Source organism: Pedobacter psychrotolerans (assembly GCF_004340665.1).
GTDB lineage: Bacteria > Bacteroidota > Bacteroidia > Sphingobacteriales > Sphingobacteriaceae > Pedobacter > Pedobacter psychrotolerans.
The window spans coordinates 678,371-702,969 of record NZ_SLWO01000002.1 but is presented as its reverse complement, the minus strand read 5'-3'; the positions used below and the strand labels follow the sequence as shown (position 1 = coordinate 702,969).

Genomic DNA, 24,599 nt, shown 5'->3' with positions numbered 1-24,599 from the left:
CGTTTTCTTTTCAAATATTTTTAGTTATATTTTTCTTACTCTTCCAGATCCGATGATGGTTTTATCAACAGTTGCATTACCTGAATAATTTACACTGCCTGATCCGCTGATAACAGCCTTGATGGATTGATCAGTTTTGATGTTCACTGTTCCTGAGCCACTTATTGTAGTGGATAACGTATGTGATGAAAAACTTTTTCCTTCAAACGAACCTGAGCTGCTAATCACAATTTTAGCACGATCTGTACTGCCAGTGATATTTAAAGAACCCGAACCACTAATGACGCCATTGTAATTGTCTACATCTGCACTTGCTTTAATACTTCCTGATCCACTTAAAGTAGTAGTTAAATCACCAGTGCTGATTTTGCCATTAACCACCATGTTTCCAGAACCACTCATGGTTAGGCTAGCGATTTCGTGAGCAGAAACATAAGCAGTAATCTGTTTTCCTTCATATTTCTTTGACCAGCTGGTTACGCTATTTTTTGGACGGATAATTAATATATTTCCTTTTACTTCAGTAATAATCGATGCAATAGCTTCAGTATCGCCTTCTAAGCGGCAACTTTCTTTACTGCCTAATGTAATTACTACATTGATAGGCCCTGCTGCGGCAATGCCATTAAAGTTTTTTACCTCTCTGTCATCATCACTGTGTTTGGATGATGTTATATTGATCGGATCTTTTGCAATTGCATTTATACTTGCTGTTAAAGTAAGTGTTGCAAAGAAAATGGTGAATAATTTTTTCATAGATATGAATCTTTAGTTTATTAAATGTCGCTCACAAAAAATATGAATACGCTTTTGTTATAAGACGGTAGAAATATAAAAAAGTTGCATAGGGGATCGGATTTTTAAAGAAAAACCCATTGTAATTACAACGGGTTTTTTGAATTTTTCAGGTATTGATTAGTTATTTTTCAATTACTCCTTTTTAGTTTTGATGTAAAATTGAGGATCGCTCTTAAAATTATCTGCTGTTATACTTGGATCAACTTTGATGGTTTTCCAATCATTTGTTGGTTTGATCAAAGTATATTCATCTGCTTTTAAAGTCACCTTTATAGGCATGTCGAAGTTTTTTACATCAGTTATCCAACGATAAGATAGCACACCTGCATTAATTTTATAGGCCAAAACCGGGATGGCGGAGTGACGAAGATATTGATCAAAAACCTTATCGAGTTTCAATCCACTTTGCTTAGCAATGTAATTTTCAATCTCAGCAGTAGTTACTGTTTTATGATAGAAGGTTTTATTCAAGCCCCTTAAAATTTGTCTGAACTTTTCGTCATTGTTGATTAACTGGCGGATGGTATGAATCAGGTTAGCACCTTTAGGGTACATGTCGCTTGATCCCTCTTTATTTACGCCATAAGGGCCAATTATAGGAGTGTCATTTTCAATCCCTCTTCTGATTCCTATTACATACTCTTCGCCAGATTTTTTGCTATCCGTACATTCTGTAAATAAGGTTTCTGAATAGTTGGTGAAGCCTTCATGAATCCACATGTCGGCAATATCTTTTGAGGTGATATTATTTCCAAACCATTCGTGACCACTTTCATGGATGGTGATGAAATCCCATTTTAAACCATGACCGGTTCCGCTTAAGTCTCTACCCAGATAGCCTTTTTTAAACTGATTTCCATAAGCCACGGCACTTTGGTGTTCCATACCCAGATGCGGTGCCTGAACCAATTTATAACCATCTTTATACCAAGGGTAAGGACCAAACCAATACTCAAAACATTTGAGCATGGGTTTAACATCTGCATCCCAATGCGGACGGGCTTTGGCGCTATCTACTTGTAAAGCCCAATAATCAATACTTAAATTTCCATTTTCACCGGCGTAGCTGTCTTGCCAATGGGCATATTTACCGATGTAAAAAGTAACATCATAATTATTGATCGGGTTACTTACAAACCAGTTATATTGTTTGTAGCCATCCGGCTGATCAACGGTACTTCTTAATCTGCCATTGGATATTTCCTGTAATGTTTTAGGAACGCTGATGCTGATGAGCATACTGTCTACTTCATCACTTTGATGGTCTTTATTTGGCCACCACACACTGGCTCCAAGTCCTTGGCAGGCTACTGAAACAAAAGGGTTTCCAGCAGAATCCTTCTTGAAAATAAAACCTCCATCCCAGGGGGCATTTTTAGCTACTACTGGATTTCCAGAATAAAATACGGTAAATTGATCTTTACTTCCTTTCTTAATGGCTTTTGGAAAGGTTACAAAAACGGCATTGTATTCACGGGTAAAGGGTAATTCCATTCCCTTGTAGCGTACTTTTTCAACCTTTAAATTGGAGAAAAGATCGAATTGCAGTTTTGTAAAATCCTGAGTGGCTGTAAAAGCAAATTCATTACTTCCGCCAACAGATTTCTGATCAATGTCGATTTTAACATCCAAATGGTAGTAATTGATATCATAGCAGGTACGTAAAGGGGTTAGCGTTCCACGAAGTGTATCTGCACGATCGTTTACCTGGTTTTTCCCGAGCATCTGGGCATTTGACTTACCTACGCAAAGTGCTAAGGCAAATAGGATTAATAGTTTTTTCATTTGTTTTTATGTTAACCACCCCCGGCCCCTCCTAAATTAGTAGGGGAGTTGGGCAGTGCTTTTACTTTATATTGTGCTTTTGTTAAAGTTGGCTTTAACCATTTGTTGTTTTATTTCGGCTATTTGTTAAGCTTTGGAACGTCACTCCCATCCTTATTTTCAAGGAGGGGTTGGTGGTCGTTATTTATTATGCCACAAAGTTAAATGATGTAATTGCAACAACCCCTGGGCTCAATAAATTATTTATGTTAACCACCCCCGCCCCTCCTAAATTAGGAGGGGAATTGGATAGTGCTTTATACTTTATATTGTGCTTTTATTAAAGTTTCATTCTTAACTGGTGCTATCTATTTCGGTTTATGACTAGGCTTTGGAACGGCACTCCCCTCCTTATTTTCAAGGAGGGGTTGGGGGTGGTTTTTTTATTTAATTGATCAATCATCAGTTTTAAAATGTTTCCTAATGGCTTCAAGAATATTTTCTTCCTGAAAAACATCCTTATTTTCAAATCTGATAATGGTTATGCCAAGTTTATTTAAATTTTCTGTTCTTTCTCTATCATACTCTTCAGCAGCATAACCATTATGAGATTCTCCATCTAATTCTATTCCTAATTTTTCTGAAGGACAATAAAAATCAAGGATATAATTTTTAACACTATGTTGCCTTCTAAACTTTCTTCCATCTAGTTTTGAATGCTGTAAATATTTCCAAAGCGTCGCTTCAGCTGGCGTTAAGTTATTTCTTAAGTCCTTTCTTATTTCCTTCAGATGGTTTGCATTATGAACCGCCATATTTTTATTTTACCACCCCCGGCCCCTCCTAAAACAGGAGGGGAGTTGGGCTGTGCTTTTACTTTATATTGTGCTTTTGTTAAAGTTTTTTATTTAACCATTTGTTGTTTTATTTCGGCTCATGGCTAGGCTTTGGAACGGCATTAGCTCCTTGCTTACCACCCCCGGCCCCTCCTAAAATAGGAGGGGAGTTGGATTGTGCTTTTACTTTATGTTGTGCTTTTGTTAAAGTTTTTTATTTAACCATTTGTTGTTTTATTCCGGCTCATGGCTAGGCTTTAGAACGGTACTCCCCTCCTTATTTTCAAGGAGGGGCTGGGGGTGGTTTTTGCTAATTTAATCAATCACTAATCGCATCATCTTTGGCTGGGGGTGGTTAATTCAATCTGATCATTTTATCACATCAACTTCCACAAAACTATCATTGAAAACCGTTTGCGTAGCTTTAATATAATCAGCTTCTGTAGCTTTATAAGGATTTTCTACAAACTTTTGCGGGTTGCGTGCGAACAATGGAAAAGCTGTACTCTGCACTTGAATCATCAATCGGTGGCCTTTCTTAAAAGTATGCAACACGTCCTGCAAACGGAAATTTACTTCCGTTTTCTGGTTGGCGACTAAGGCTTCCGGCTTTTCGAAACTATTGCGGAAACGGGCAGGCATAATCTCTGAACGAACCATTTGCCAGTAATTACTTAAAATGATATTTTTATTGGGCATGTATGGATTATTCGGCTCGTCAGCAGGGTAAACATCAATCAGTTTTACAATAAAATCTGCATCCGTTCCGGTGGTGGCAATTTTTAAATGCGACATAATTTCTCCGCCAAGCGTGATGTCATTTTCTAAAACATCCGTTTGATAAACAAGTACATCGGGTCTGCGGCCGGCAAAACGTTGATCTTCACTCATGTAATTATGAGGTGTGAAACCTAGCGTGGTGGTTAAATCTTCAGTGTAAGGAACTGGTTTGGCCGGATCGCTGATGTAGTCTATGGATCCTGTTTTGGCTGGAGCTGTCATGCTTAATTTGCCATCTGCACCCAAATATAATTTTTGTTTGGTGGCTTTTTCAGCTGGCCATTTTGTAAAGGTTTCCCATTCTTTTTTGCCTGTATCAAACATATAAGCTTCAGGCAAACCAGCATTTTTATCGCCATTTCCTTTTAAAAAGTGGTTGAAGAATTTCAATTCAATTTCCTTTTGATAGAAGGTAGCAATGCTATCTCCAAAATAAACATTGCTGTGCATGGTATGGCCTGTTTCGCGGCTCCATCGGCCATGGCCAAATGGTCCCATCACAATGGTGTTGTAGGCATTCGGATTTTTCTTTTCAATGCTTTTATAAATATTGAGTGGCCCCGATAAATCTTCTGCATCATACCAGCCACCAACTACCATTACTGCTGGTTTAATGGTGCTGTAATGTTTCAGTAAACCCCGTTTCTGCCAGAACTCATCATAATTTGGATGGTTTACAGTTTCCTGCCAGAAAAAATTGTCTTTATAATATTTATCGGCATTGGTTAAAGGGCCCAAATCTAAGGCAAACTGATAACCATCTTTGGTTTTTGGATTGATCATTTGATTATTGTACCAAGGTTTGGAAGTGGTATCTTTTTTCTGAACACCAAACAAAGGAAAAGTAGAAAAATAGCTTTGCAAGAATGCGCCGTTGTGGTGAAAATCGTCGAAAAAGAAATCGGAGATTGGTGCTTGCGGAGAAGATGCTTTTAATGCCGGGTGATTGCTTAAAATTCCGGCGGCAGTATAAAAGCCGGGATAGGAGATTCCCCACTGACCCACTTTGCCATTATTGTTAGCTACATTTTTAACCAGCCAGTCAATGGTATCGTAAGTGTCAGATCCTTCATCCACATCTTTTTTCGTTTTTTTATCATCAATTACGGGAGTCATATTGGTCCAGGTACCTTCACTTTTCCAACGGCCACGCACATCCTGCATCACCACAATATAGCCATCTTTCATCATCAAATCAGATGGACCTAAACGGGCCGGAATTTGGTCTTCGCCATATGGCGCAACGCTATAACAGGTACGCTGCATAATCATCGGATACTTTTTGCCTGCTGCGGCATCTTTCGGGGTATAGATTGCGGTGAAGAGTTTAGTGCCATCCCGCATGGGTATATACACTTCTTTCTTTGTGTAATGGGTTTTGGCATAGTTCGCATCGCCCTGTGCAAACGTAGTGGATGCCGAAAGGAGCAATATAAATAGCTTAAAATATTTCATTTTGTGTTATTTTAATACTGAAACGGTAATAAATGAACTATTGTGTACATCATGATAAATTTTGTGTGTGGCCTTCTGAAAATCAGCTGGTTCAGCCTGATAAATATCCATGAATTTCTGTGGATTACGATCTGCCAATGGAAACCAAGAGTTTTGAATCTGAAGCATGATTTTATGCCCCTTTTTAAAGGTGTGTGCCACATCAGGCAGGGGATAATTTACTTTGGTGATTTCACCTGGCTTGAAAGGTTCAGGCTTTTCAAAACTATTGCGGTATTTTCCACGCATAATTTCCCCGCGAACCAGCATTTCATATCCACCCATAATTAAATTTTTAGGGTTTGGTGTTGGGTTTGGCGTATCTTCCGGATAAACATCAATCAATTTTACTACATAATCAGCATCAGTTCCGGTAGTAGAAACCACCAGGTTGGCCAGAACAGGGCCGGTAATGGTGATGTCTTCCGTAAGTGCATCGGTTTGATAAGTTTTAACATCAGGTCTGCGGGCTGCAAAACGTTGATCGTCGATCATGTATTCTCTGGTGCGTTGCGCCTGAATCCCATCTTGATAAGGTACCGGGTGATTCGGATCACTTACATATTCATCCCAGCTATCGGTTCTGCCTACTTTTTCAAAACTCAGTTTCCCGTTAGGTTGTAAGTACAGGTTTTTATCTTCTATATCTTTTGGCGGCCAGCTGGAAAACTTTTTCCATTCATTAGAGCCTGTTACAAAAATGTTGGCTTCAGCTGGGTTAAAGTTGCCTTCACCTTTTAAATAGTGTTTGAAGAAAGGCAACTCATATTGTTGCTGATAATCAATACTGGTGGTTTTGCCAAATTGGATATTTCCTAAAAAAGAACCATCACCGCGCACCCAGCCGCCATGGTACCAGGGGCCTGCAACCAGAATATTATTAGCTCCAGGATTCTGTTTTTCAATTGCTTTATAAGTCGCGAAAGTTCCATAGGCATCTTCCGCATCAAAGAAACCGCCAACCACCATTACGGCGGGTTTTACATTGGTTAAATGAGGGGTAATTAATCGGGCTTTCCAGAAGGTGTCCAGGTTGGGGTGTTTGAAGAGGTCATTCCAGAAAACGATGCTATCAGCAAAATACTTCTCCTTCAGGCTTTTAACTGAGCCTGCTTCCAGATAGAAGCGGTAATTATCCTGAATGGGGAATTTAAATCCTTTCGGGCCTTTATCTGGCGTAATGGGCTGTGGCCGTGGCACTCCGAAACCACTCATAAAGCTGAAAGCATCCATTAAAAACAAAGTTCCACGGTGGTGGAAATCATCGCCCATAAACCAATCGGTTACTGGTGCCTGTGGTGATACGGCTTTTAGGGCTGGATGTGAATTGGGTAATGCAGCTGTGGAATAGAACCCTGGGTAAGAAATTCCATAAATTCCCGCATTGCCGTTATTGCCTTTCACATTTTTCAGCAACCAGTCGATGGTATCGTAAGTATCGGTGCTTTCATCAATATCTTTTTTTCCTTTTTTGGTGGCTTGCGGACGGATATCGGCAAAAGTTCCTTCGCTCATCCAGCGCCCACGAACATCCTGATATACAAAGATAAATCCTTCACGCATCATGGCCGGGAAATTACCCAAACTTAGTTTATATTGATTTGCTCCATAAGGCGCTACTGTATAGGGTGTTCTATTAATTAAAAAGGGGTATTTTTTGGTTTGATTTTTAGGGATATAGATGGAAGTAAAAAGTTTAACTCCATCCCGCATGGGGATTTGTCGCTCTATTTTGGTGTAGTTTTCTCTAACGTATGCAGAATCGCTTTGCTGGGCGAGTAATTCATTAGAAATAAACAGGAAAAATAAGAGGCATAAAAATCTGGAAAAGTTCATTTAAGTGTCTTTTAGGAATAAAATTTAAATATAGAAGATTAGAAATTGATTAGAAAAAACATCCCGTAAATAGTTTGTTAATATTGAAAATAGAGGGTTCGTCATTACTTTATCAAAATTTAGTTAAAATAAATATGGAGATAATCTTTTGCTTGGTTTCATCGTCATATAAATAATTGAATCAACATAAGATGAAAAGGTTATTAAATAGAGGTTTTGTTGTCTTCGCTGTAGCAGCGATGATGGCATTAGTAAACGCTGAAAATGTTTCTGCGCAAAGGTCAGGAAGGGGCGGTGGTGGCTTTCATGGCGGCGGCAGATCGGGTTCGTTCTCTGGCTCAAGAGGTGGTGGATCATTTTCAAGGCAATCTGCTATGCCGGGCAGAGGTTCACTTTCACCACGTACAAATAATAGTAGCTTCAGATCAAATCGCTCTACCTATGTATACAACAGAACGGTTTATAGAGGTGGTGTAGGATTTCGGGGCTATAGACCAGGTTTTGGCTATCACTATGCCTACGGCAGACCGTATTATCGCCCTTATTTTAGCTATTATAATTACTACAGGCCATTTATAGGTTTTAGAATAGGTGTTTTGCCTTATGGCTATTATCCGTTTTACTTCGGGGCAGATCAGTTTTATTATTCTGGTGGATTATTTTATCAGCAAAATAATAATCAATATGAAGTGGTTGTTCCACCAGTGGGTGCAGAAGTTCCGAACTTACCTGAAGACGCGAAAATGGTGACCATTAATGGTGTTGATTATTATGAGTATAAAGGGGTTTATTACACACAGTCACAAAATGCTGATGGCAAAACGGTTTATGTCGTAGCTAGTAAAGATGGTGTTTTGAACACGCCAAATGGTACTGTTGATTCGCACCAAATTGGTGATATTATTGATCAGCTCCCTGAAGGTTGCCGGGAAGTAACCATTAAAAATGAAAAATATTTTGTTTCTCCTGATGATATTTACTACGAAGAGGTAGTAGATGGCAATCACATTACTTACCGCGTAATTGGTAAGTTGTTTTAAGGAAGATACATTTTACAAAGCCGCTTCAATCTGAATTGAAGCGGCTTTGTTTTAACCATTATTAATGTCTCAATAGTAAAAGGTGATTCATAATTGTATTGCTGATTAAATTAATTAACTCCTTTTCTATACTTTTACGCATAACTTATTCTGGTTTGAAAACACTATCCCTAAGATTTTTTATTTTATACCTCTCTATTATTGCTGGGCTATCTTCCTGTACGGCAAATAGAATTTTACCAGGTGATCAAAAAAATAAATCGATTTCATCTATCAAATTTCTGAGTGAATACATTTTGCCGCTTAATGATACTTTCAAAAACACCATTGTTGGTGGTTTATCAGGAATAGATTACGATGCCAAAAACAGCCAGTATTACATCATCAGTGATGATCCTTCACAGTTTAGTCCGGCTAGGATTTACACGGCCAAGATTGATATCCAAAGCGATAAAATAGACACCATCAAATTTACTGATGTTACCTTCAATCTTCGGGAAGATGGCTCGAGATACCCCAAATATCAATATGGCACCAACATTAAAGCCGATGGAGAATCCGTTCGTTATAATCCTTTGAAAAATAATTTAGTTTGGAGTAATGAAGGAGAAAGATTGTTTCGTAAAACTGACACCACTATGGTTCAGCCTGCACTCACTTTCATTTCTACCTCAGGAAAATTTTTGGATACTGTGCCTCTGCCTTCTGGCTTTCACTTCAGCAAGCAGGATTATGGCGTAAGAAAAAATGCTTTTTTTGAAGGCTTAACCTACGCCGATCATTTTAAAACCTTGTATGCCAGTTTAGAAGAGCCTCTTTATCAGGACGGGGAACAATCTCATTTTGGATATGATAAAGCCTTAACCCGAATACTTAAATTTAATGTGAAGAGCAAAAAAAATACGGCCCAATATGCATATAACCTGGATGCGTTGCCCATCCAGCCCACAACAGCAAGCGATTGGAATATTAACGGCATCTCAGAAATTTTAGCCGTAAACGATCATACGCTGATGGTGATGGAACGGGCCTGGGCGAAAGGGCGAGACGATCATTCTTTTGTTAAGCTTTATCTGGTTGATTTAAATCGGGCAGAAAATGTGATCTATAATCCATCCTTTGTAAAATCTCCACCAAAACCTTTAACAAAGAAATTGCTTTTTGATTTTGATACGTTAAATATGCATATCGATAATATTGAAGGGGTAACTTTTGGGCCGAAATTACCAAATGGGCACGATAGCATGATTTTTTGTGTAGACAATAACTTTGGTAAGGCACAAATCCAGCAGTTTTTTCTGTTTGAAGTGATGCCGTAATCCAAAGTAAGGAATAGAAGTAAACAATGAAATCTAACCATCGGTGTATTCACCCTCGAGTGGTCAGTTTTGAGAAAACATTGTAGTTGATAATAGCTTGTGAGAAATCGTCATTGCGAAGCCAATTTTTTGTTGGATGAAGCAATCTTTATAGTAGGACGCTGAAATGAAAGATTGCTTCGTCGTTCCTCCTCGCAAAGGCGACCCCTATATTATAACTTCTTCATGATAAGAAATAATAGTTAATAAAAACAAAATGAGTAAAATAAAAGCGTTGTTGTTTGATTTGGATGGGACATTAATCGATTCTGAAAAGTTTCATTTTGATTGCTGGAATGAGTTTTTACATCCTTATGGAGTAACACTAGAACTTAAAGACTGGCTAACCAATTACGCTGGGATTCCATTGCCTCAAAATGCAAAAACCTTAATAGAACGGTATAAAATTGATACAGATTTAGCAGACTTTATCGCCAGGCGAGAGCAGCTCACTTATGAAGGTTTTAAATCGAAGGATATTGCCCTTATGCCTTTTGCGCTCGAATTTGTTCAGTATGTTTACGAAAAAGGATTTAAGCTCGCAGTGGTAACGGCCAGTCCAAGGGTAGATGTGGAGGCCGTTTTTGAACGGAATGGACTGGCGAAGTATTTCAGTTTATTTGTGACCAGAAGCGATGTTAGCAAAAGCAAGCCAGATCCGGAAAGTTATAATGTCTGTGTAGAAAGGTTAGGCCTTGAAAAGGAAGAATGTATTGTTTTTGAAGATACGGTGAATGGTGTTAAATCAGCAATGGCTGCCGGAATCACCTGTTATGCCATTCAAAATAATGTTAGGGGGCACCAAAAACTGAAAATAGCAGATGAGTTATTTCTAAGCTTCGCCAATGTTAAAGAATTTATGCTGCAACAGGAATTAATCTAACATCGGGATGTCGACTGCGGAAATTTTAAAAAGTGTCGGGCTGTTTTCACACCATGATCTTCTTCTTTTTGAAGCGTATTCTGTTTATAGAACCCTTAAAAAAAACGATGTTCTGCTGCAGCAGGATGAGATTTGTCAATCTTTCTATTTTATTTTATCAGGATCTTTTTTTCAATTCCGTTTTAATGATGGAACAGAAACCATTATCGATCTGCACCTGCAAAACGAATGGATGTATAATCACTCCAGTCTGATAGAGCAAAAGCCTTCAGAAACAACGATCAAAGTATTTGAAGATGCTGAAATTGTAGAATTGAGCTTAAATAATTTGCACAGTCTGATCGCTGAATCACCATCTTTTCTGTTTTTGGGGCGGATTTTTGATCAGGCCAGTCACAGGACTTATCTTTTTGACCACGCATTAAATCCGCTGCAGAAGTATAATTATATAAAAAAAGCCAAACCACTCATGGTGCAGGTTTTCCCGGTTAAAATGATAGCCTCTTACCTTAAGGTGGCGCCTGAAACATTGAGTAGGGTAAGGGCAAAGAACTGAATTTCCTGATTTGAATCAAGTGTGTTTTTCTTTGGAAACACTCATTTTTGAAATAAAAAAAATATGCTTACAGAAATTAACCCAAAACTGCCCATGCGTGATAAAGGAATCACGAGAGACTTTTACGTAAATAAATTAGGTTTCAAGGATGTAGGAAGCCAAGACTTTAACCATTACTTGATGGTGCAGAAAGACCACATTCAAATCCATTTTTTCCTGTTTGAAGCACTAGACCCTAAAGGAAATTACGGTCAGGTTTATATTCGCACCGATGATATCGATCTGCTTTATCAAACGATGCTGGATACTCAACAAAGTATTCATCCGAATGGAAGTTTGCATACCAAGCCATGGGGGCAGAGGGAATTTTCAATGCTCGATCCAGACCATAACCTACTCACTTTTGGGCAGGGCATGTAGAGGAATATGGCATATTGCAAATACAATAAGCGGCAATCAATAACTATCTACTGCATTGTTATACCGGATTCATATATGTTCATTTTGCATCGTGATCATTAAGAAATTAAATTGCAAAACAGGTTCGTTTTAAATCGAATCCTGTTTTGTTGGTTAATGTTTATCTCTTTTCTGATGATCTAAGAAATTAAACAGGAGATGGCCGTTTACAATACGTTTTCAATGTAAAATTTTGCTTCCGGGTTTTGCGTTTAAGTGCTTGATCCTTCACCTTTCCGCCTTTTTTGCCTACATTTGAACAATCAAAATTCTAAAGAAATTATGCAATACGATGTCGTTGTTATCGGTTCAGGGCCGGGCGGTTATGTTGGCGCAATCCGTTGTGCTCAGTTAGGTTTAAAAACTGCAGTTATTGAAAAATATAAAACTTTTGGAGGTACTTGCTTAAATGTAGGTTGTATCCCATCTAAAGCACTATTAGATTCATCAGAGCATTTTCATAATGCTGCACATACATTTACTACCCACGGGATCAACCTGAAAGATTTACAGGTTGATATGCCTCAGATGATTGCCCGTAAAGATGATGTGGTTGCACAAAATACTGCTGGTATTACCTATTTGTTTAAAAAGAATAAAATTGATTCTTTTGAAGGAGTGGGATCATTCGTAGATAAAAATACCATTTTAATTACGAAGGCTGATGGTTCTACTGAAACATTATCTGCTAAAAACGTGATTATTGCTACTGGTTCAAAACCAACGGTGTTGCCATTTTTACCGATTGATAAAAAACGAATCATTACCTCAACTGAAGCTTTAAATATTAAAGAAGTTCCAAAATCGATGGTTGTGATTGGTGGCGGAGTAATTGGTTTAGAGTTGGGTTCGGTTTACGCACGTTTAGGGACGAAAGTTTCTGTTGTAGAATTTTTGCCTTCCATCATTGCCACTATGGATGCCAGTTTGGGTAAAGAACTTCAACGTGTTTTAAAGAAAAACCTGGGCATGGAGTTTTATATGGGACATAAAGTTACAGGCGCAACCAACAATGGTGAAACCGTAACAGTTACTGCTGAAACTCCAAAAGGTGAAACCATCTCACTTGATGCTGATTACTGTATCGTTGCTGTTGGCCGCACAGCTTATACTGAAGGTTTAGGTTTAGATAAAATTGGCATCACGATAGAAGAAAGAGGTAAAAAAGTTCCGGTAAACGAACATTTAGAAACCTCGGTTAAAGGTGTATATGCCATTGGCGATGTAATTACCGGACCAATGCTGGCGCACAAGGCTGAAGATGAAGGAACTTATGTTGCTGAAACTATCGCCGGACAAAAACCACACATCAACTATAATTTAATTCCAGGTGTGGTTTATACCTGGCCTGAAGTTGCCTCTGTTGGTTTAACAGAAGAGCAATTAAAAGAAAAAGGAACAAAATATAAAGCAGGCTCATTCCCATTCAAAGCCAGCGGACGTGCAAAAGCAAGCATGGATACTGATGGTTTTATTAAAGTTTTGGCTGACGCTTCTACTGATGAAGTTTTAGGTGTACATATGATTGGTCCACGTGCTGCGGATATGATTGCTGAGGCTGTGATTGCGATGGAATTCCGTGCATCAGCTGAAGATATTGCCCGTACTTGCCATGCTCACCCTACTTATACAGAAGCGTTGAAAGAGGCTGCATTAGCAGCTACTGAAAATAGAGCAATTCATATTTAATATGCTCGTCATGCTGAATTTATTTCAGCATCTTTTTGATAAGACTTTAAATAAATTAAATTAAGGAAATATTACAAAAGCCGATAAGAAATTATCGGCTTTTTTTTGGTTTAACATTTTTTCCATTTTACTTTAGTCTTTCAGATTTCTCTTTCAGCTTGATTTACGTCCATGGTCGTTTCTTACAAGCATGTAAATATGAAACTGTATTTAAGGTTATATGTTGTTAATCAATGCTTTATGTTTTTAAGCATTTACGATACAATCGTAAAACTATTATGCACTCGTTAGAAACGAGCGCAGGGCAAACTGCGAAGTTTTCGGTTAGTGAGACACCATAAGTGTTCGGAAGATATGATTTGTCAATTGAAAACTGCTACTGAATGGTTAACCACCCCTGCCCCTCCTAAATTAAGAAGGGAGTTTCCCTCATAGTTGTATAAAGTAAACTACTATTCATCTTCCGAACAACTGAGGTGAGACACCAACCGATAGGTTAAACTTCGTGTTAGCAGGCTCGTCATGCTGAATTTATTTCAGCATCTTTTTGATAAAACTTTCCAAACCTCGCAGGTTTTTTATGTGTTTAATTTAATAATATGATAACATACAATGATTTATTTGCGTTTGATTCGCCATTATTTTTGCAGATCAGATAAAATAAATCATGAATTGTAAAAAACTCTTCGTAGCCCTGTTAATGGCTACGATGGCAATCACTGCCTGTAAAAAAACTTCAGAACCAATAGATATAGAAGAACCGATCGTTGCCGAAGATATAGCCAGCTTTAAGGAAACTGCTTCTATTGATTTAGGTGGAGAAACATCGGCAGAAATTTCAGCTTATGATCCATCAACCAAAAAATTGTTTGTAGTAAGTAATGAAGGTGGTGCGAAGGTAGAAGTGGTAGATCTAACCAATTATCCAACGGTTACAAAATTAAAAACCATTAGTTTTAATAGTAATGCAGGGATCAATAGTGTTGTCGTGAATAATGGTTTATTGGCCATTGCATTAGATGGTGCTGATAAACAAGGCAATGGCGATGTAGTGGTTTTAAAAACAACAGACTTATCTGAAGTTAAAAAAATTACTGTTGGTGCCATGCCAGACATGGTTACGTTTAGTCCGGATGGAAATTATATCCTTTCTGCAAACGAAGGTGAGCCTAGTGATGATTATAAAGTTGATCCAAAGGGAACCATTTCCATCATCAATATTAAAGATAATTATTCTGTTAAAACATTAGATTTCGCCGCTTTCGAATCACAGAAAGCAACCTTGGTGGCTGGTGGTTTTAGAATCTACGGACCCAATGCAAGTTTTGCTCAGGATATCGAACCTGAATATATCGCCGTAAGTAGCGATTCAAAAAAAGCCTATGTAACCCTTCAGGAGAATAACGGCGTAGCTGAAATAGATATCGTTTCTGGAACCATCACCAAAATCAATCCGTTAGGAACCAGAGATATTAGTTTAGCTGAAAATGCTTTCGATGTAAGTGATAAAGATAGTAAGATCGCTTTAGGAACCTGGCCAATCAAGGCATTCTATCTTCCTGATGCCATTTCCTATTTCACTACTGGTGGAACTTCTTATCTGGCTTTGGCTAATGAAGGTGATACCAGGGCCTGGAAAGGATATGACGAAGAAGCAAGAGTTAAAAGTTTAAAGCTTGATCCAACTAAATTTCCAACGGCGGCAACACTTCAGCTAGATGCAAATTTAGGAAGGCTAACTGTAACCAAAGCTTTTGGTGATACCGACGGCGATGGAGATTATGATGAGCTTTATGCCACTGGCGGAAGAAGTTTGAGCATTTTGAATGCCAGTACTGGTGCGTTAGTTGCCAATATTGGTAAAGATTTAGAGCAACATGTAATTGATGCAGGTAAATATGATGATGAACGTTCTGATAATAAAGGGGTAGAAGTTGAGGGTGTGACTGTTGCTGTTGTGAATGGGAAAACACTTGCTTTTATTGGGATGGAAAGAGTAGATTTGATTGCGGTTTATGATATTACTACACCAACATCTCCAGTATTTGTGCAATTATTTGCCACTGGCGATGCGCCAGAGGGAGTGTTATTCGTAAAACCAAAAGATAGTCCGAATGGTAGAAGCATGCTGGTTGTAGCCAGTGAAGGTGATGGAATGGTTAAGTTCTATCAGCCGAATAAGATATAATCACATCCATCTTGTCTATTAAAAACCCGCCATTTGGTGGGTTTTTTGGTTTAATTGATATCTATATGATAATATTTCTTTACTTTTTCAATTGATTTAAGGAACTTTGCAGTAGTATTACCCGTTCATATAAAAATTAGTAATTTGGAAGAAATTAAAGCAAGTCAGGAAAATATTCAAACAGATGATCAGCCTGTATTAGCCAAAAGCTCTCCAAATAGAATTCGATTAGCCGTTTCACTTTTTTACTTTGGTCAGGGAATTGCCTTCGCATCCTGGGCAAGCCGTATTCCGGATATTAAGCATTCCCTGAATTTATCTGATGGTCAACTAGGAAGTATTTTACTCGCCTTGCCATTAGGTCAGTTAGTTACCATGCCCATTTCTGGTAGATTGGTTACTAGGTATGGGAGTAAGAAAATATTAACCATCACGGCACCTTTATACGTACTGGCATTAGGTAATTTAGGTTTGGCTACCGCACCATGGCATTTAGCGGTGTTCCTTTTTATGTTTGGTGTTGTTGGTAATATGTGCAATATTGCCGTAAATACACAAGGTTCTGAGGCAGAAAAACTTTTCGGCCGACCAATTATGACTTCCTTTCATGGTGCATGGAGCATTGCAGGTTTTACTGGTGCCTTGGTGGGTTTATTAATGGTAAATCTGCATCTAATTCCTTACTACCATTTTTGGATCATTACTTTCCTTATCTGGATTAATGTGTTTTTAAATCATAAACATCTTGTACCTGGTAAAGGTGCACAAACAGAGCGAAAACCGAAATTGTTTACCATGCCAGAAGGTTCTCTTTTGCAGCTGGGTATTATTGGGTTTTGCAGTATGGCAACCGAGGGGGCCATGTTTGATTGGAGTGGTGTTTATTTTAAAGAAATTGTGAAAGCACCAACCTCACTGGTTATTCTGGGTTATGCATCATTTATGATTATGATGGCTACAGGCCGTTTTATTGGTGATAGAATTATAGCGAAGCTCGGTAGGAAAAAAACCATTCAAATCAGTGGTTTAATTATCTCAACAGGAATGTTCATTTCTGTATTTCTACCATATGTGGTAACGGCAACTATTGGCTTTATGTTAGTTGGTATAGGTGTTTCTAGTATCGTACCTACAGTTTACAGTGTGGCCGGTAAAAATGGGAAAGTAGCGCCCGGAATTGCCATTGCGATGGTTTCCAGTGTAAGTTATTTTGGTTTTTTAATGGGGCCGCCTTTAATTGGTTATATTTCTGCACTATCCAGCCTTCAATATTCTTATGCTGTGATTGGTATCTTCGGCCTACTGGTAAGCTTTTTGGTTACCAAAATGAAGGCTATTGAGTAGTGGCTTTCCCTAAGGTATCTTTTTGTACAGGCAGGTAATCCTTTTTAATTAAACCATGTTCTTTAAGTGTAGCAACGGCAATTTCTATCAATCTTAAATTTTCTTCTAAGTGCCCGTGCTGAACTTCTACATTAATATAAGGAATGTGATTGATCATGGCATAAACTGATAATGATCCATCATTTTCGGCAAATTTAGATTGTAAAATCACATTTACGTTTGCCTTCTTTAAACTCGTAAATAATCTGGGTTCAGTTACATATAAGAGGTCATCCCCATCCATTTCAAAGTTGATGAAAACAGAATCTGCTGTGCTGGATAAATCGTAGCCAGGGAGGTAAGATGAGATTCCAAAGCCACCATCTGCATTGTTGTGTAAGGTTAAAAAATAACCTGTCGCCTTTGGATTATAGAAGTCTACAATTTGCTTCCCTGCATTTAGAATAAGTTTTTCTACCTCATTAGAACTATATGCATCTTTTTTTAGACGGGTTTTTACACCAGTTTCAGTATAAATGGCATTCGGATCTATGCGATAAGGATCGTCCATATAAGTGAAGGTATAATCTCTAACGCCACCATATTGACTATCAATCAATTCTCCGCCATACCAGCGGATATAATCAAAACCTGCCTTTACGCCAGTGTCTTCATTATCATGGACCACTAAAAATTTTACGCCATTGGGTTTGTAACTGTATTTTACCAGTGAAATATCAAGATCGGATACTTTAATAAAAGAAGAGTCGCTGGTCATCGCATCAAAAACAGGTGGATGTTGGGCTTTAACTAAAAGCGAAGCGCTGATTAAAATGAGGGATAGGACAATTTTAAACATATCACTAATATACAATGTTGAATAATATTTTGTTTGATACAGAATCATTTATACTGGATTTTATATCTGGAATAATCATTTGTGCTAAAGTTTTGTAAGTTAGAATAGCCATTCCAGATCTTGTATAAGCGCATAAAAAAGGCCGCCTTTGGGAAGGCGACCTTAATTAATTGTTAATCTTTATTTTTAATGTTTAGCATCTATATCGTATTCCAATACATCTTTGTGATCATATGGTTCAACCATTAGCTCATCAATAGATTTTCCTTTTTTGTTAAAACCAAGTTTTTCTAAAATGATATCAAAAATTAGATAAACTACGGGCACTACAATCAGCGTTAAGAATAACGAACTGGTTAAACCCCCAACAATAACCCAAGCCAAACCATTTTTCCATTCTGCACCTGCGCCACTTGCCAGCGCGATAGGAAGCATACCAAAAATCATGGCGATTGTGGTCATCAAAATTGGACGTAAACGTGCGTGGTTAGCTAAAATCAGCGCTTCAATAGTTGATTTGCCTTCAGCTTTCATCTGGTTGGTAAAATCGACCAGGATAATCGCATTTTTCGCCACCAAACCCATTAACATGATAAATCCTAAAATGGTGAAAATACCAATTGAATTATTGGTTAGGGCCAACGCTAAGAATGCACCAATCAAGGCCAATGGTAGCGAGAACATTACCACAAAAGGATAAACAAAACTATCGTACAAGGCTACCATAATTAAGTAAACTAAAATGATGGAGGCTAGTAATGCAATACCTAAAGTACCAAAGCCTTCTGCCTGGTTTTCTTCATCTCCACCCCATGTATAACTTACGCCAACCGGAGCTTTTAACTTACCATTATTTTGCATTTCCAGTAATTTCGATTTAAAATCTGCCACGATTGTTCCTGTTGGCCTACCAATAGATTGTGCCTGAACAGATACTGAAGTAGATTTATTGAAACGCTCTAACTGGCTAGGACCCGAGCCTTCTGTAATGTTTGCAAACTGCGATAATTTAATCTGCGCACCTTGATCGTTTACGAAGATAAGATTACGTACATCATCAATATTTTTTCTGTTAAAATCCTGATATTGAATGTTGATATCGTATTCATATTCTCCTTTTCTATATTTACCGTCAGTATTACCGGCAAAAGCAGTTTGCATGGTAGAACCTACAGTAGATAAGGTTAAACCAACAGCCGACATTTTATCACGATCTACCTGAACATTAATTTCAGGTGTACCTTTTTCTACTGATAATTTAATCTCTGTTGCTCCTGGAATAGTTTTAAGCACATTTTGAGCACCCTCTGCATATTTTAATGCACTATCTAAATTGGAGCCCATTACCACTAAACTAATAGGTGCATTTTCTGCAATACCCAAAATACTAATCGGCACTGTTTTTACTTTCGCTCCAACTAACTCTTTTGCTAATGCACGACTCATTTTGGTAGCAAATACATCAGAAGACATTCCTTCGCGTTTATCACGTTCAACCAACTTTACGTTTATTTCAGATTTGTATGCTGTAGCCTGTGTTCCACCCATATCACCACTGGCCTGACCAACGGTTGTAATCAACTGAGTAATTTCCGGCTGTTTGCTTAAGAAAGCTTCTGCTCTTTGGGTAAAAAAGTTAGTCTGTTCTAATGGCGCATCCTTTGGTAGTTCAATCTGCACCAAAAATTCACCCTTATCTGATTTAGGGAAAAATTCCGATCCGATGAAACCTGCAGCAGCTAACCACATAGCGGCAACAAACAATACCACTACAGCGGCAATGGTTCTTCTTTTATGATTTAATGACCATGTTAAAACGCTGGTAATCCAGATGGTGAATTTTTTAAGTTGTTTCTCAAACCATAAAATAAAGCGACCAAATATGTTTTTACCTTCAATGTGTTCTAACTTTCCATAACGAGAGAAAAGTAGCGGTACAATGGTAAATGATGCGACCAATGATAACAATGTTGCTATGATAACCACCACACAGAACTGGCGTAAAATGTTAGATACCAGCCCTGAACTTACAGCAATCGGAAAGAATACCACCACAATAACCATGGTAATGGATACTACGGTAAAACCGATTTCGCGAGTTGCATCTGACGCTGCACGTACCTTATTCTTGCCCATTTCCATGTGGCGTTGAATGTTTTCCAAAACCACGATGGCATCATCCACCAGGATACCTACCACGAGGGATAGACCAAGCAGAGACATTAAGTTTAAGGTAAAGCCAAATAAACTAATCCCGATAAACGTAGCAATTAATGATGCCGGGATAGAAACCATTACGATTAATGCATTACGCAAACTGTGCAGGAAGAATAGCATTACAAAGGCTACCAGAACAACGGCCAGGATTAAATCGTGAATAACGGCATCAGCAGATTCCAGTGTGAAAATGGAACTATCATTTACAATTTTAATATCAAGCTTGTTCGCTGCATATTCGGTTTTAAGTTTCTCAATTATGGCGTGTACGCCTTCACTTACTTCTACGGCATTGGCATCACTTTGTTTAATAATCTGGATAGCGATGGAGGCCTTGCGGTTGATCCGTGCTAATTTTTCAGTTTCTTTTTGTGAATCCTGTACATCAGCTACATCGCCTAAACGAATTTGAGTGCCACCTTTGGAAGTGGTTAATACTAAATTTCGAAGTTCTTCAATGCTTCTGTATTTACCAGATAAACGGATTAAGACATCCTGATTTTCAGTTTTAACGCTTCCTGTAGGGAAATCAAGGTTAGAACTTAAAATCATCTGCTGAACCTGAGGAACAGCCAGATTGTAGCCTTGTAATTTATTGGCATCTAAAGAAACCTGAATTTCACGTTCAGAACCACCAACAAGGTTAACCTGTGCAATACCTTTTACCCTTGAGATTACTGGTGAAATTCGCTGATCTATTAAATCATAGAAACTCACATCATCCATATTTGCAGATGCAGTCATGGTAATTACCGGTAAATCATCCAACGAGAATTTACTTAATGAAGGTGTTTTTACATCATCTGGTAAATCCGAAAGAATCGCATTGATCTTTCTTTGCGCATCATTTAAGGAAAGATCAACATTGGCCGCATCCGTTAAGGTAATGGTTACTGTTGATAAACTTTCGAATGATACGGCATTGATCTTTTTAATGTTCTCTAAGGATGATACCGCATCCTCAATTTTCTTAGTTACGGTATTTTCTACCTCGGCAGGAGAAGCGCCTGGATAAATGGTTGAGATGGATACTACGTTGTTTGAGAATTTTGGTAATAATTCATAACCCAACGAAAAGTAACTCAATAGCCCCAGAAGCGTAAGTGCGGTAAAAACCACAATTACCAGCGAGGGCCTCTTTATAGAAATGTCTGTTATTTTCATTTTTATTTTTTATGCTGGTGGTTTGGCCACCGCGTTTTCTGACTAATGACTTTAGACTTTCAGCTTATTTAACAATGCTTACAGCAGTACCTTCAGCTAAGTTAATCTGGCCACTGGTAATTACGGCTTCACCTTCATTTAAGCCTTCAATAATTTCCACATTATCGCCTAAAATACGTCCTGAAACTACCTTACGTACCTTAGCTTTGTTGTTAGATTTATCATAAACAAATACTTGATTGCTGCTTACACTACCTACAAAAGAAGTACGTGGGATCAGGATACTTGGTGCTTGTTTAGGGAAGTTAAATACAGCAGTGCCGTACATACCCGCTCTTAAACTGTTTTTAGTATTGTTGGTTACTTCAATTTCGATAGGGAAATTTAAAGTTGCATCAGCTTTAGGTGCAATAAAAGTAATTCTGCCAGAAAATTTTTCATTAGGGAAAATGGTTGATTTTATACTGATCTGATCGCCAATTTTGATATTCGCTACCTGAGATTCGTTTACATTTACTTTAAGCTTCAGTTTAGAAACATCAACCAGTTCAAATAACTGTGTACCTTGTGCAGTTACGAATGCACCAACTTCAATGTATCTTTTGTTTACGATACCATTAATTGGAGATTTAATATTTGCATCACTTAACTTTCTTTGTGAAGCCTGCAGACGTAATTTTGCATTTCTGGTAGACAGCTTAGCCTGATCTAATTGTTGTTGGGTTACACCTCCGGTTTGAAATGAGCTTTGGTATCTGGCTTCATCTCTAACTGCATTTTGATAAGTAGCTTCAGCAGTTTCTCTGTCTGTATTAATGATTTCTGCATCCAGGCGTGCTAATGGCTGGCCTTTAGTTACTTTATCACCTTCATCTACATAAATTCTGGTTACACGACCAGCATTTTCTGATAAGAAGTTCAATTCTTGTTTCGGTGCGAAGTTTCCGTTCGCCACAAAATCTACATCAACAACTTTTTTCTCTACAGTGGCCACACGTACGGCAACTGCACCACCACCTTCGGCAATGTAGGCCGTTTTGGCCTCGTTCTTTTTCTTATTGTTGGTTAAAACATAGGCTATTGCACCCAGGGCAACAACAATAATGACAATTATGGTAATTATTCTTTTCATTTCTATTGTACTAGCGATTTAATATTTCCGTTTGATTTGATTAATTGAATTTCGGCAACTTTATAGTTTAGCAGTGCCTGGTTATAGCTGTTTTGTGCCTGAGTGAGGGAGTTTTCCGTATCCAGCAAATCAGTTAAAGTCGCTAAGCCATTATTGTAATTGTTCTGTGTGCTTTTATAAATTTCTTGTGCCAGTTCGGCATTTTTACGTTGAGAAAGAATCGTGTTTAAGTTATTACGAAGTTGAATCTTTGCATTCTCGTAAGCTAAATTTAGTGAATTCGTAGATTCTTTTCTATCTTCTTTTGCTTTTCTGATTTCCACATCTGCCTGACGGACTTTTGAACGGGTTAGAAAACCATTAAAAATAGGAACCTTTAAGGTTAAACCAATCGCTGATGCACCGTAGCCAATCGCTGCTGCATTTGAAGAAAGGAAATCAAAACCATCGCTCTGGCTTGAATAAGTATAATTTCCAGTTAATGATAGGCTAGGGTAGTATTCAGCTACATAAGCCTTCCGCTGAAGAGATAAAAGTTTATCTTGTGTATCTAATAATTTTACTTCAGTACGGTTGCCAAAATCAATAGTTTCTGCAAATTCCGGTAATTGAGATACGTTTGTCAACTCTGCTTTTGGTAACTCAATAGGAGTTGTAACAGGCATACCCATTGAAAATTTTAATTGATTTTCTAATTGAGTAATGGCATTTACTGTTTGCTCTCTTTGGGTAGTTAAGTTGGTGAGGTTAACATTGATCCGATCTACATCAATTTTTCTGGCTAAACCATTTTGATATTGATTGGACACAATTTTTTCTACCACTTTAACATTTTTGATATTGGTATCAATCACACTGAGTTGCTCTCTGTTTACCAATACCTGATAATAGTTGTTGGCTACCAGTTCTATAATCTGCTCTTCTGTTAATTGAGAAGTCAGGTTATAATATTCCTCACTTGATCTTGCAGCTTGCAAGCCGGTAAAAACCTGTTGGTTAAATAACTGTTGCGAAAATTGTACACCAGCAGAAGAATTCCAGTTCTGCCCTAATTTAATCGCTTGTGTTTGACCACCAAAATTTGCAACCAACTGGCCGATAATGGGGTTGTAGGTTATGCCTGCATTACCTGTAATTTGTGGTAAAGCCTGTGCCCTTACTTCCTGAACCTTGTATCTGCCACTTTCAATATCCAATTTCGATTTACGAATATTGGTATTGTTCTGGAGCGCATAGGTTAGCGCTTCTTTAAGGGTAATCTGCTGCTGAGCAGATACCAACTGCGGTAAAGCCATGCCGATCATCAGGACGAGCATCAATTTTACCATTTTTACTCTAAGCATAATGTATTGTTTTTTGTTTTAGGGTTCCTATCTGTTACTATTTTTCTGTTGGTATAATAAAACCAATTATTTTTATTTGCTCAATTTATCCTTAGTTTAACTTAAGGTTTTGACTTTTAGCTTTTCAGTTTTGTCTTTTAGCTTTAGTCTTTTAATTTTCCGCTTTAGTCTTTTAGCTTTGGTCTTTCCGCTTATTCTCTAGCAACCTAATCCTTTGGCGAAAATTAAAGAGAGATCTTTCTGTTTCTGTTTCATTTTATTCACAGCTTTTTTATCAGGAAGTAAATCTTTACCCAGCTCCATAATGCACATGTTGGTTAAACCCATCAAACTTTCCAGATAGAGCTCTGCTACGTGCGACATATTCTCATGTTTAATCTCACCCTTCTGTTGTGCCCTTTCAAAAATCTCTGCATAAAAAACTTTTTCCGAATCTTTAAGTGCTGTCAGTTTCTTCTTCATGGAGTCATCATTAAAAATATCAGGCAGTCCTTCTGAGATTCTTAACATAAAATATTTCATGAAAAAGGTATTTCTAATCTCGATCGTTTGAAATAAAACAGTTTCTAAAGAGGCTTCTGGATTGCATTTCTTTTTTAACAAGTCAAAATAGTCTGTAAATACCTTTTCTATTACACCAACTATCAAACTTTTCTTATCTGGAAAATAATAATAAAGAGAGGGTTTAGATACGGAAAGATCTTCAGCAATATCATTCATGGTGGTTTTACCTATACCAAAATGGCTGAAACGTTTGATCGCTCCGTCAATAATTTGTTCTCTTTTTTTATCAGCTACAATCATTTTACTTTTTTACTTTCTGACTTTTTTTATATTTTAGTCAAAGTTAGATTTAAATTTTCATTTCTTAATCAGCAGA

At 37.8% G+C, this 24,599-nt stretch carries 18 protein-coding genes; 8 read left to right on the top strand and 10 right to left on the bottom strand.

Annotated features, from left to right (window positions below; translation table 11 throughout):
* Positions 1–24: 24 nt before the first annotated feature.
* The 5 genes from EV200_RS06610 to EV200_RS06590 form a co-directional block, all read right to left on the bottom strand.
* Positions 25–756, bottom strand: a complete 732-nt coding sequence (locus EV200_RS06610) for a head GIN domain-containing protein (RefSeq protein ID WP_132530347.1) — start codon at positions 754–756, stop codon at positions 25–27.
* Positions 757–930: 174 nt separating this feature from the next.
* On the bottom strand, positions 931–2,583 hold the full coding sequence (locus EV200_RS06605) for a M1 family metallopeptidase (RefSeq protein ID WP_132530345.1): 1,653 nt from the start codon (positions 2,581–2,583) through the stop codon (positions 931–933).
* 434 nt (positions 2,584–3,017) lie between these two features.
* Positions 3,018–3,377, bottom strand: a complete 360-nt coding sequence (locus tag EV200_RS06600) for an endonuclease domain-containing protein (RefSeq protein ID WP_132530344.1) — start codon at positions 3,375–3,377, stop codon at positions 3,018–3,020.
* 390 nt (positions 3,378–3,767) lie between these two features.
* On the bottom strand, positions 3,768–5,633 hold the full coding sequence (locus EV200_RS06595; RefSeq protein WP_132530342.1) for a CocE/NonD family hydrolase: 1,866 nt from the start codon (positions 5,631–5,633) through the stop codon (positions 3,768–3,770).
* A gap of 6 nt (positions 5,634–5,639) precedes the next feature.
* A complete protein-coding gene (locus tag EV200_RS06590) occupies positions 5,640–7,508 on the bottom strand; it encodes a CocE/NonD family hydrolase (protein WP_132530340.1) in 1,869 nt (622 codons plus the stop codon).
* A 191-nt stretch (positions 7,509–7,699) separates the two neighbouring features.
* Here EV200_RS06590 and EV200_RS06585 point away from each other — a divergent pair, with 191 nt between their 5' ends.
* From EV200_RS06585 to EV200_RS06550, 8 genes are all read left to right on the top strand, one after another.
* Complete coding sequence (locus tag EV200_RS06585; RefSeq protein ID WP_132530338.1) at positions 7,700–8,548, top strand: DUF6515 family protein; 849 nt, start codon at positions 7,700–7,702, stop codon at positions 8,546–8,548.
* Between the two features lie 155 nt (positions 8,549–8,703).
* Entirely contained in the window at positions 8,704–9,867 is a 1,164-nt protein-coding gene (locus EV200_RS06580; protein WP_165877881.1) for an esterase-like activity of phytase family protein, read from the top strand.
* Positions 9,868–10,123: 256 nt separating this feature from the next.
* Positions 10,124–10,789 carry an HAD family hydrolase gene (locus tag EV200_RS06575; RefSeq protein WP_132530334.1) on the top strand — a complete coding sequence of 222 codons (666 nt, stop codon included), beginning with the start codon at positions 10,124–10,126 and terminating at the stop codon, positions 10,787–10,789.
* 7 nt (positions 10,790–10,796) lie between these two features.
* Positions 10,797–11,345 carry a Crp/Fnr family transcriptional regulator gene (locus EV200_RS06570; RefSeq protein ID WP_132530332.1) on the top strand — a complete coding sequence of 183 codons (549 nt, stop codon included), beginning with the start codon at positions 10,797–10,799 and terminating at the stop codon, positions 11,343–11,345.
* A gap of 63 nt (positions 11,346–11,408) precedes the next feature.
* Positions 11,409–11,765 carry a bleomycin resistance protein gene (locus EV200_RS06565; protein WP_132530330.1) on the top strand — a complete coding sequence of 119 codons (357 nt, stop codon included), beginning with the start codon at positions 11,409–11,411 and terminating at the stop codon, positions 11,763–11,765.
* A gap of 321 nt (positions 11,766–12,086) precedes the next feature.
* Positions 12,087–13,493: a dihydrolipoyl dehydrogenase gene (gene lpdA / locus EV200_RS06560; RefSeq protein ID WP_132530328.1), complete on the top strand. Its 1,407-nt coding sequence runs from the start codon at positions 12,087–12,089 to the stop codon at positions 13,491–13,493.
* Between the two features lie 667 nt (positions 13,494–14,160).
* On the top strand, positions 14,161–15,681 hold the full coding sequence (locus EV200_RS06555; RefSeq protein WP_132530326.1) for a choice-of-anchor I family protein: 1,521 nt from the start codon (positions 14,161–14,163) through the stop codon (positions 15,679–15,681).
* Between the two features lie 144 nt (positions 15,682–15,825).
* On the top strand, positions 15,826–17,025 hold the full coding sequence (locus EV200_RS06550) for an MFS transporter (protein ID WP_132530324.1): 1,200 nt from the start codon (positions 15,826–15,828) through the stop codon (positions 17,023–17,025).
* Here the strand turns inward: EV200_RS06550 and EV200_RS06545 are convergent.
* From EV200_RS06545 to EV200_RS06525, 5 genes are all read right to left on the bottom strand, one after another.
* Positions 17,015–17,911, bottom strand: a complete 897-nt coding sequence (locus EV200_RS06545) for a hypothetical protein (protein ID WP_229676789.1) — start codon at positions 17,909–17,911, stop codon at positions 17,015–17,017. The genes EV200_RS06550 and EV200_RS06545 overlap by 11 nt on opposite strands.
* Before the next feature lie 138 nt (positions 17,912–18,049).
* Positions 18,050–21,244, bottom strand: a complete 3,195-nt coding sequence (locus EV200_RS06540; protein ID WP_132530322.1) for an efflux RND transporter permease subunit — start codon at positions 21,242–21,244, stop codon at positions 18,050–18,052.
* A gap of 64 nt (positions 21,245–21,308) precedes the next feature.
* Complete coding sequence (locus EV200_RS06535) at positions 21,309–22,376, bottom strand: efflux RND transporter periplasmic adaptor subunit (protein WP_132530320.1); 1,068 nt, start codon at positions 22,374–22,376, stop codon at positions 21,309–21,311.
* A 2-nt stretch (positions 22,377–22,378) separates the two neighbouring features.
* A complete protein-coding gene (locus EV200_RS06530) occupies positions 22,379–23,719 on the bottom strand; it encodes a TolC family protein (protein WP_132530318.1) in 1,341 nt (446 codons plus the stop codon).
* A gap of 198 nt (positions 23,720–23,917) precedes the next feature.
* Complete coding sequence (locus tag EV200_RS06525) at positions 23,918–24,523, bottom strand: TetR/AcrR family transcriptional regulator (RefSeq protein ID WP_132530316.1); 606 nt, start codon at positions 24,521–24,523, stop codon at positions 23,918–23,920.
* Positions 24,524–24,599: the final 76 nt, after the last annotated feature.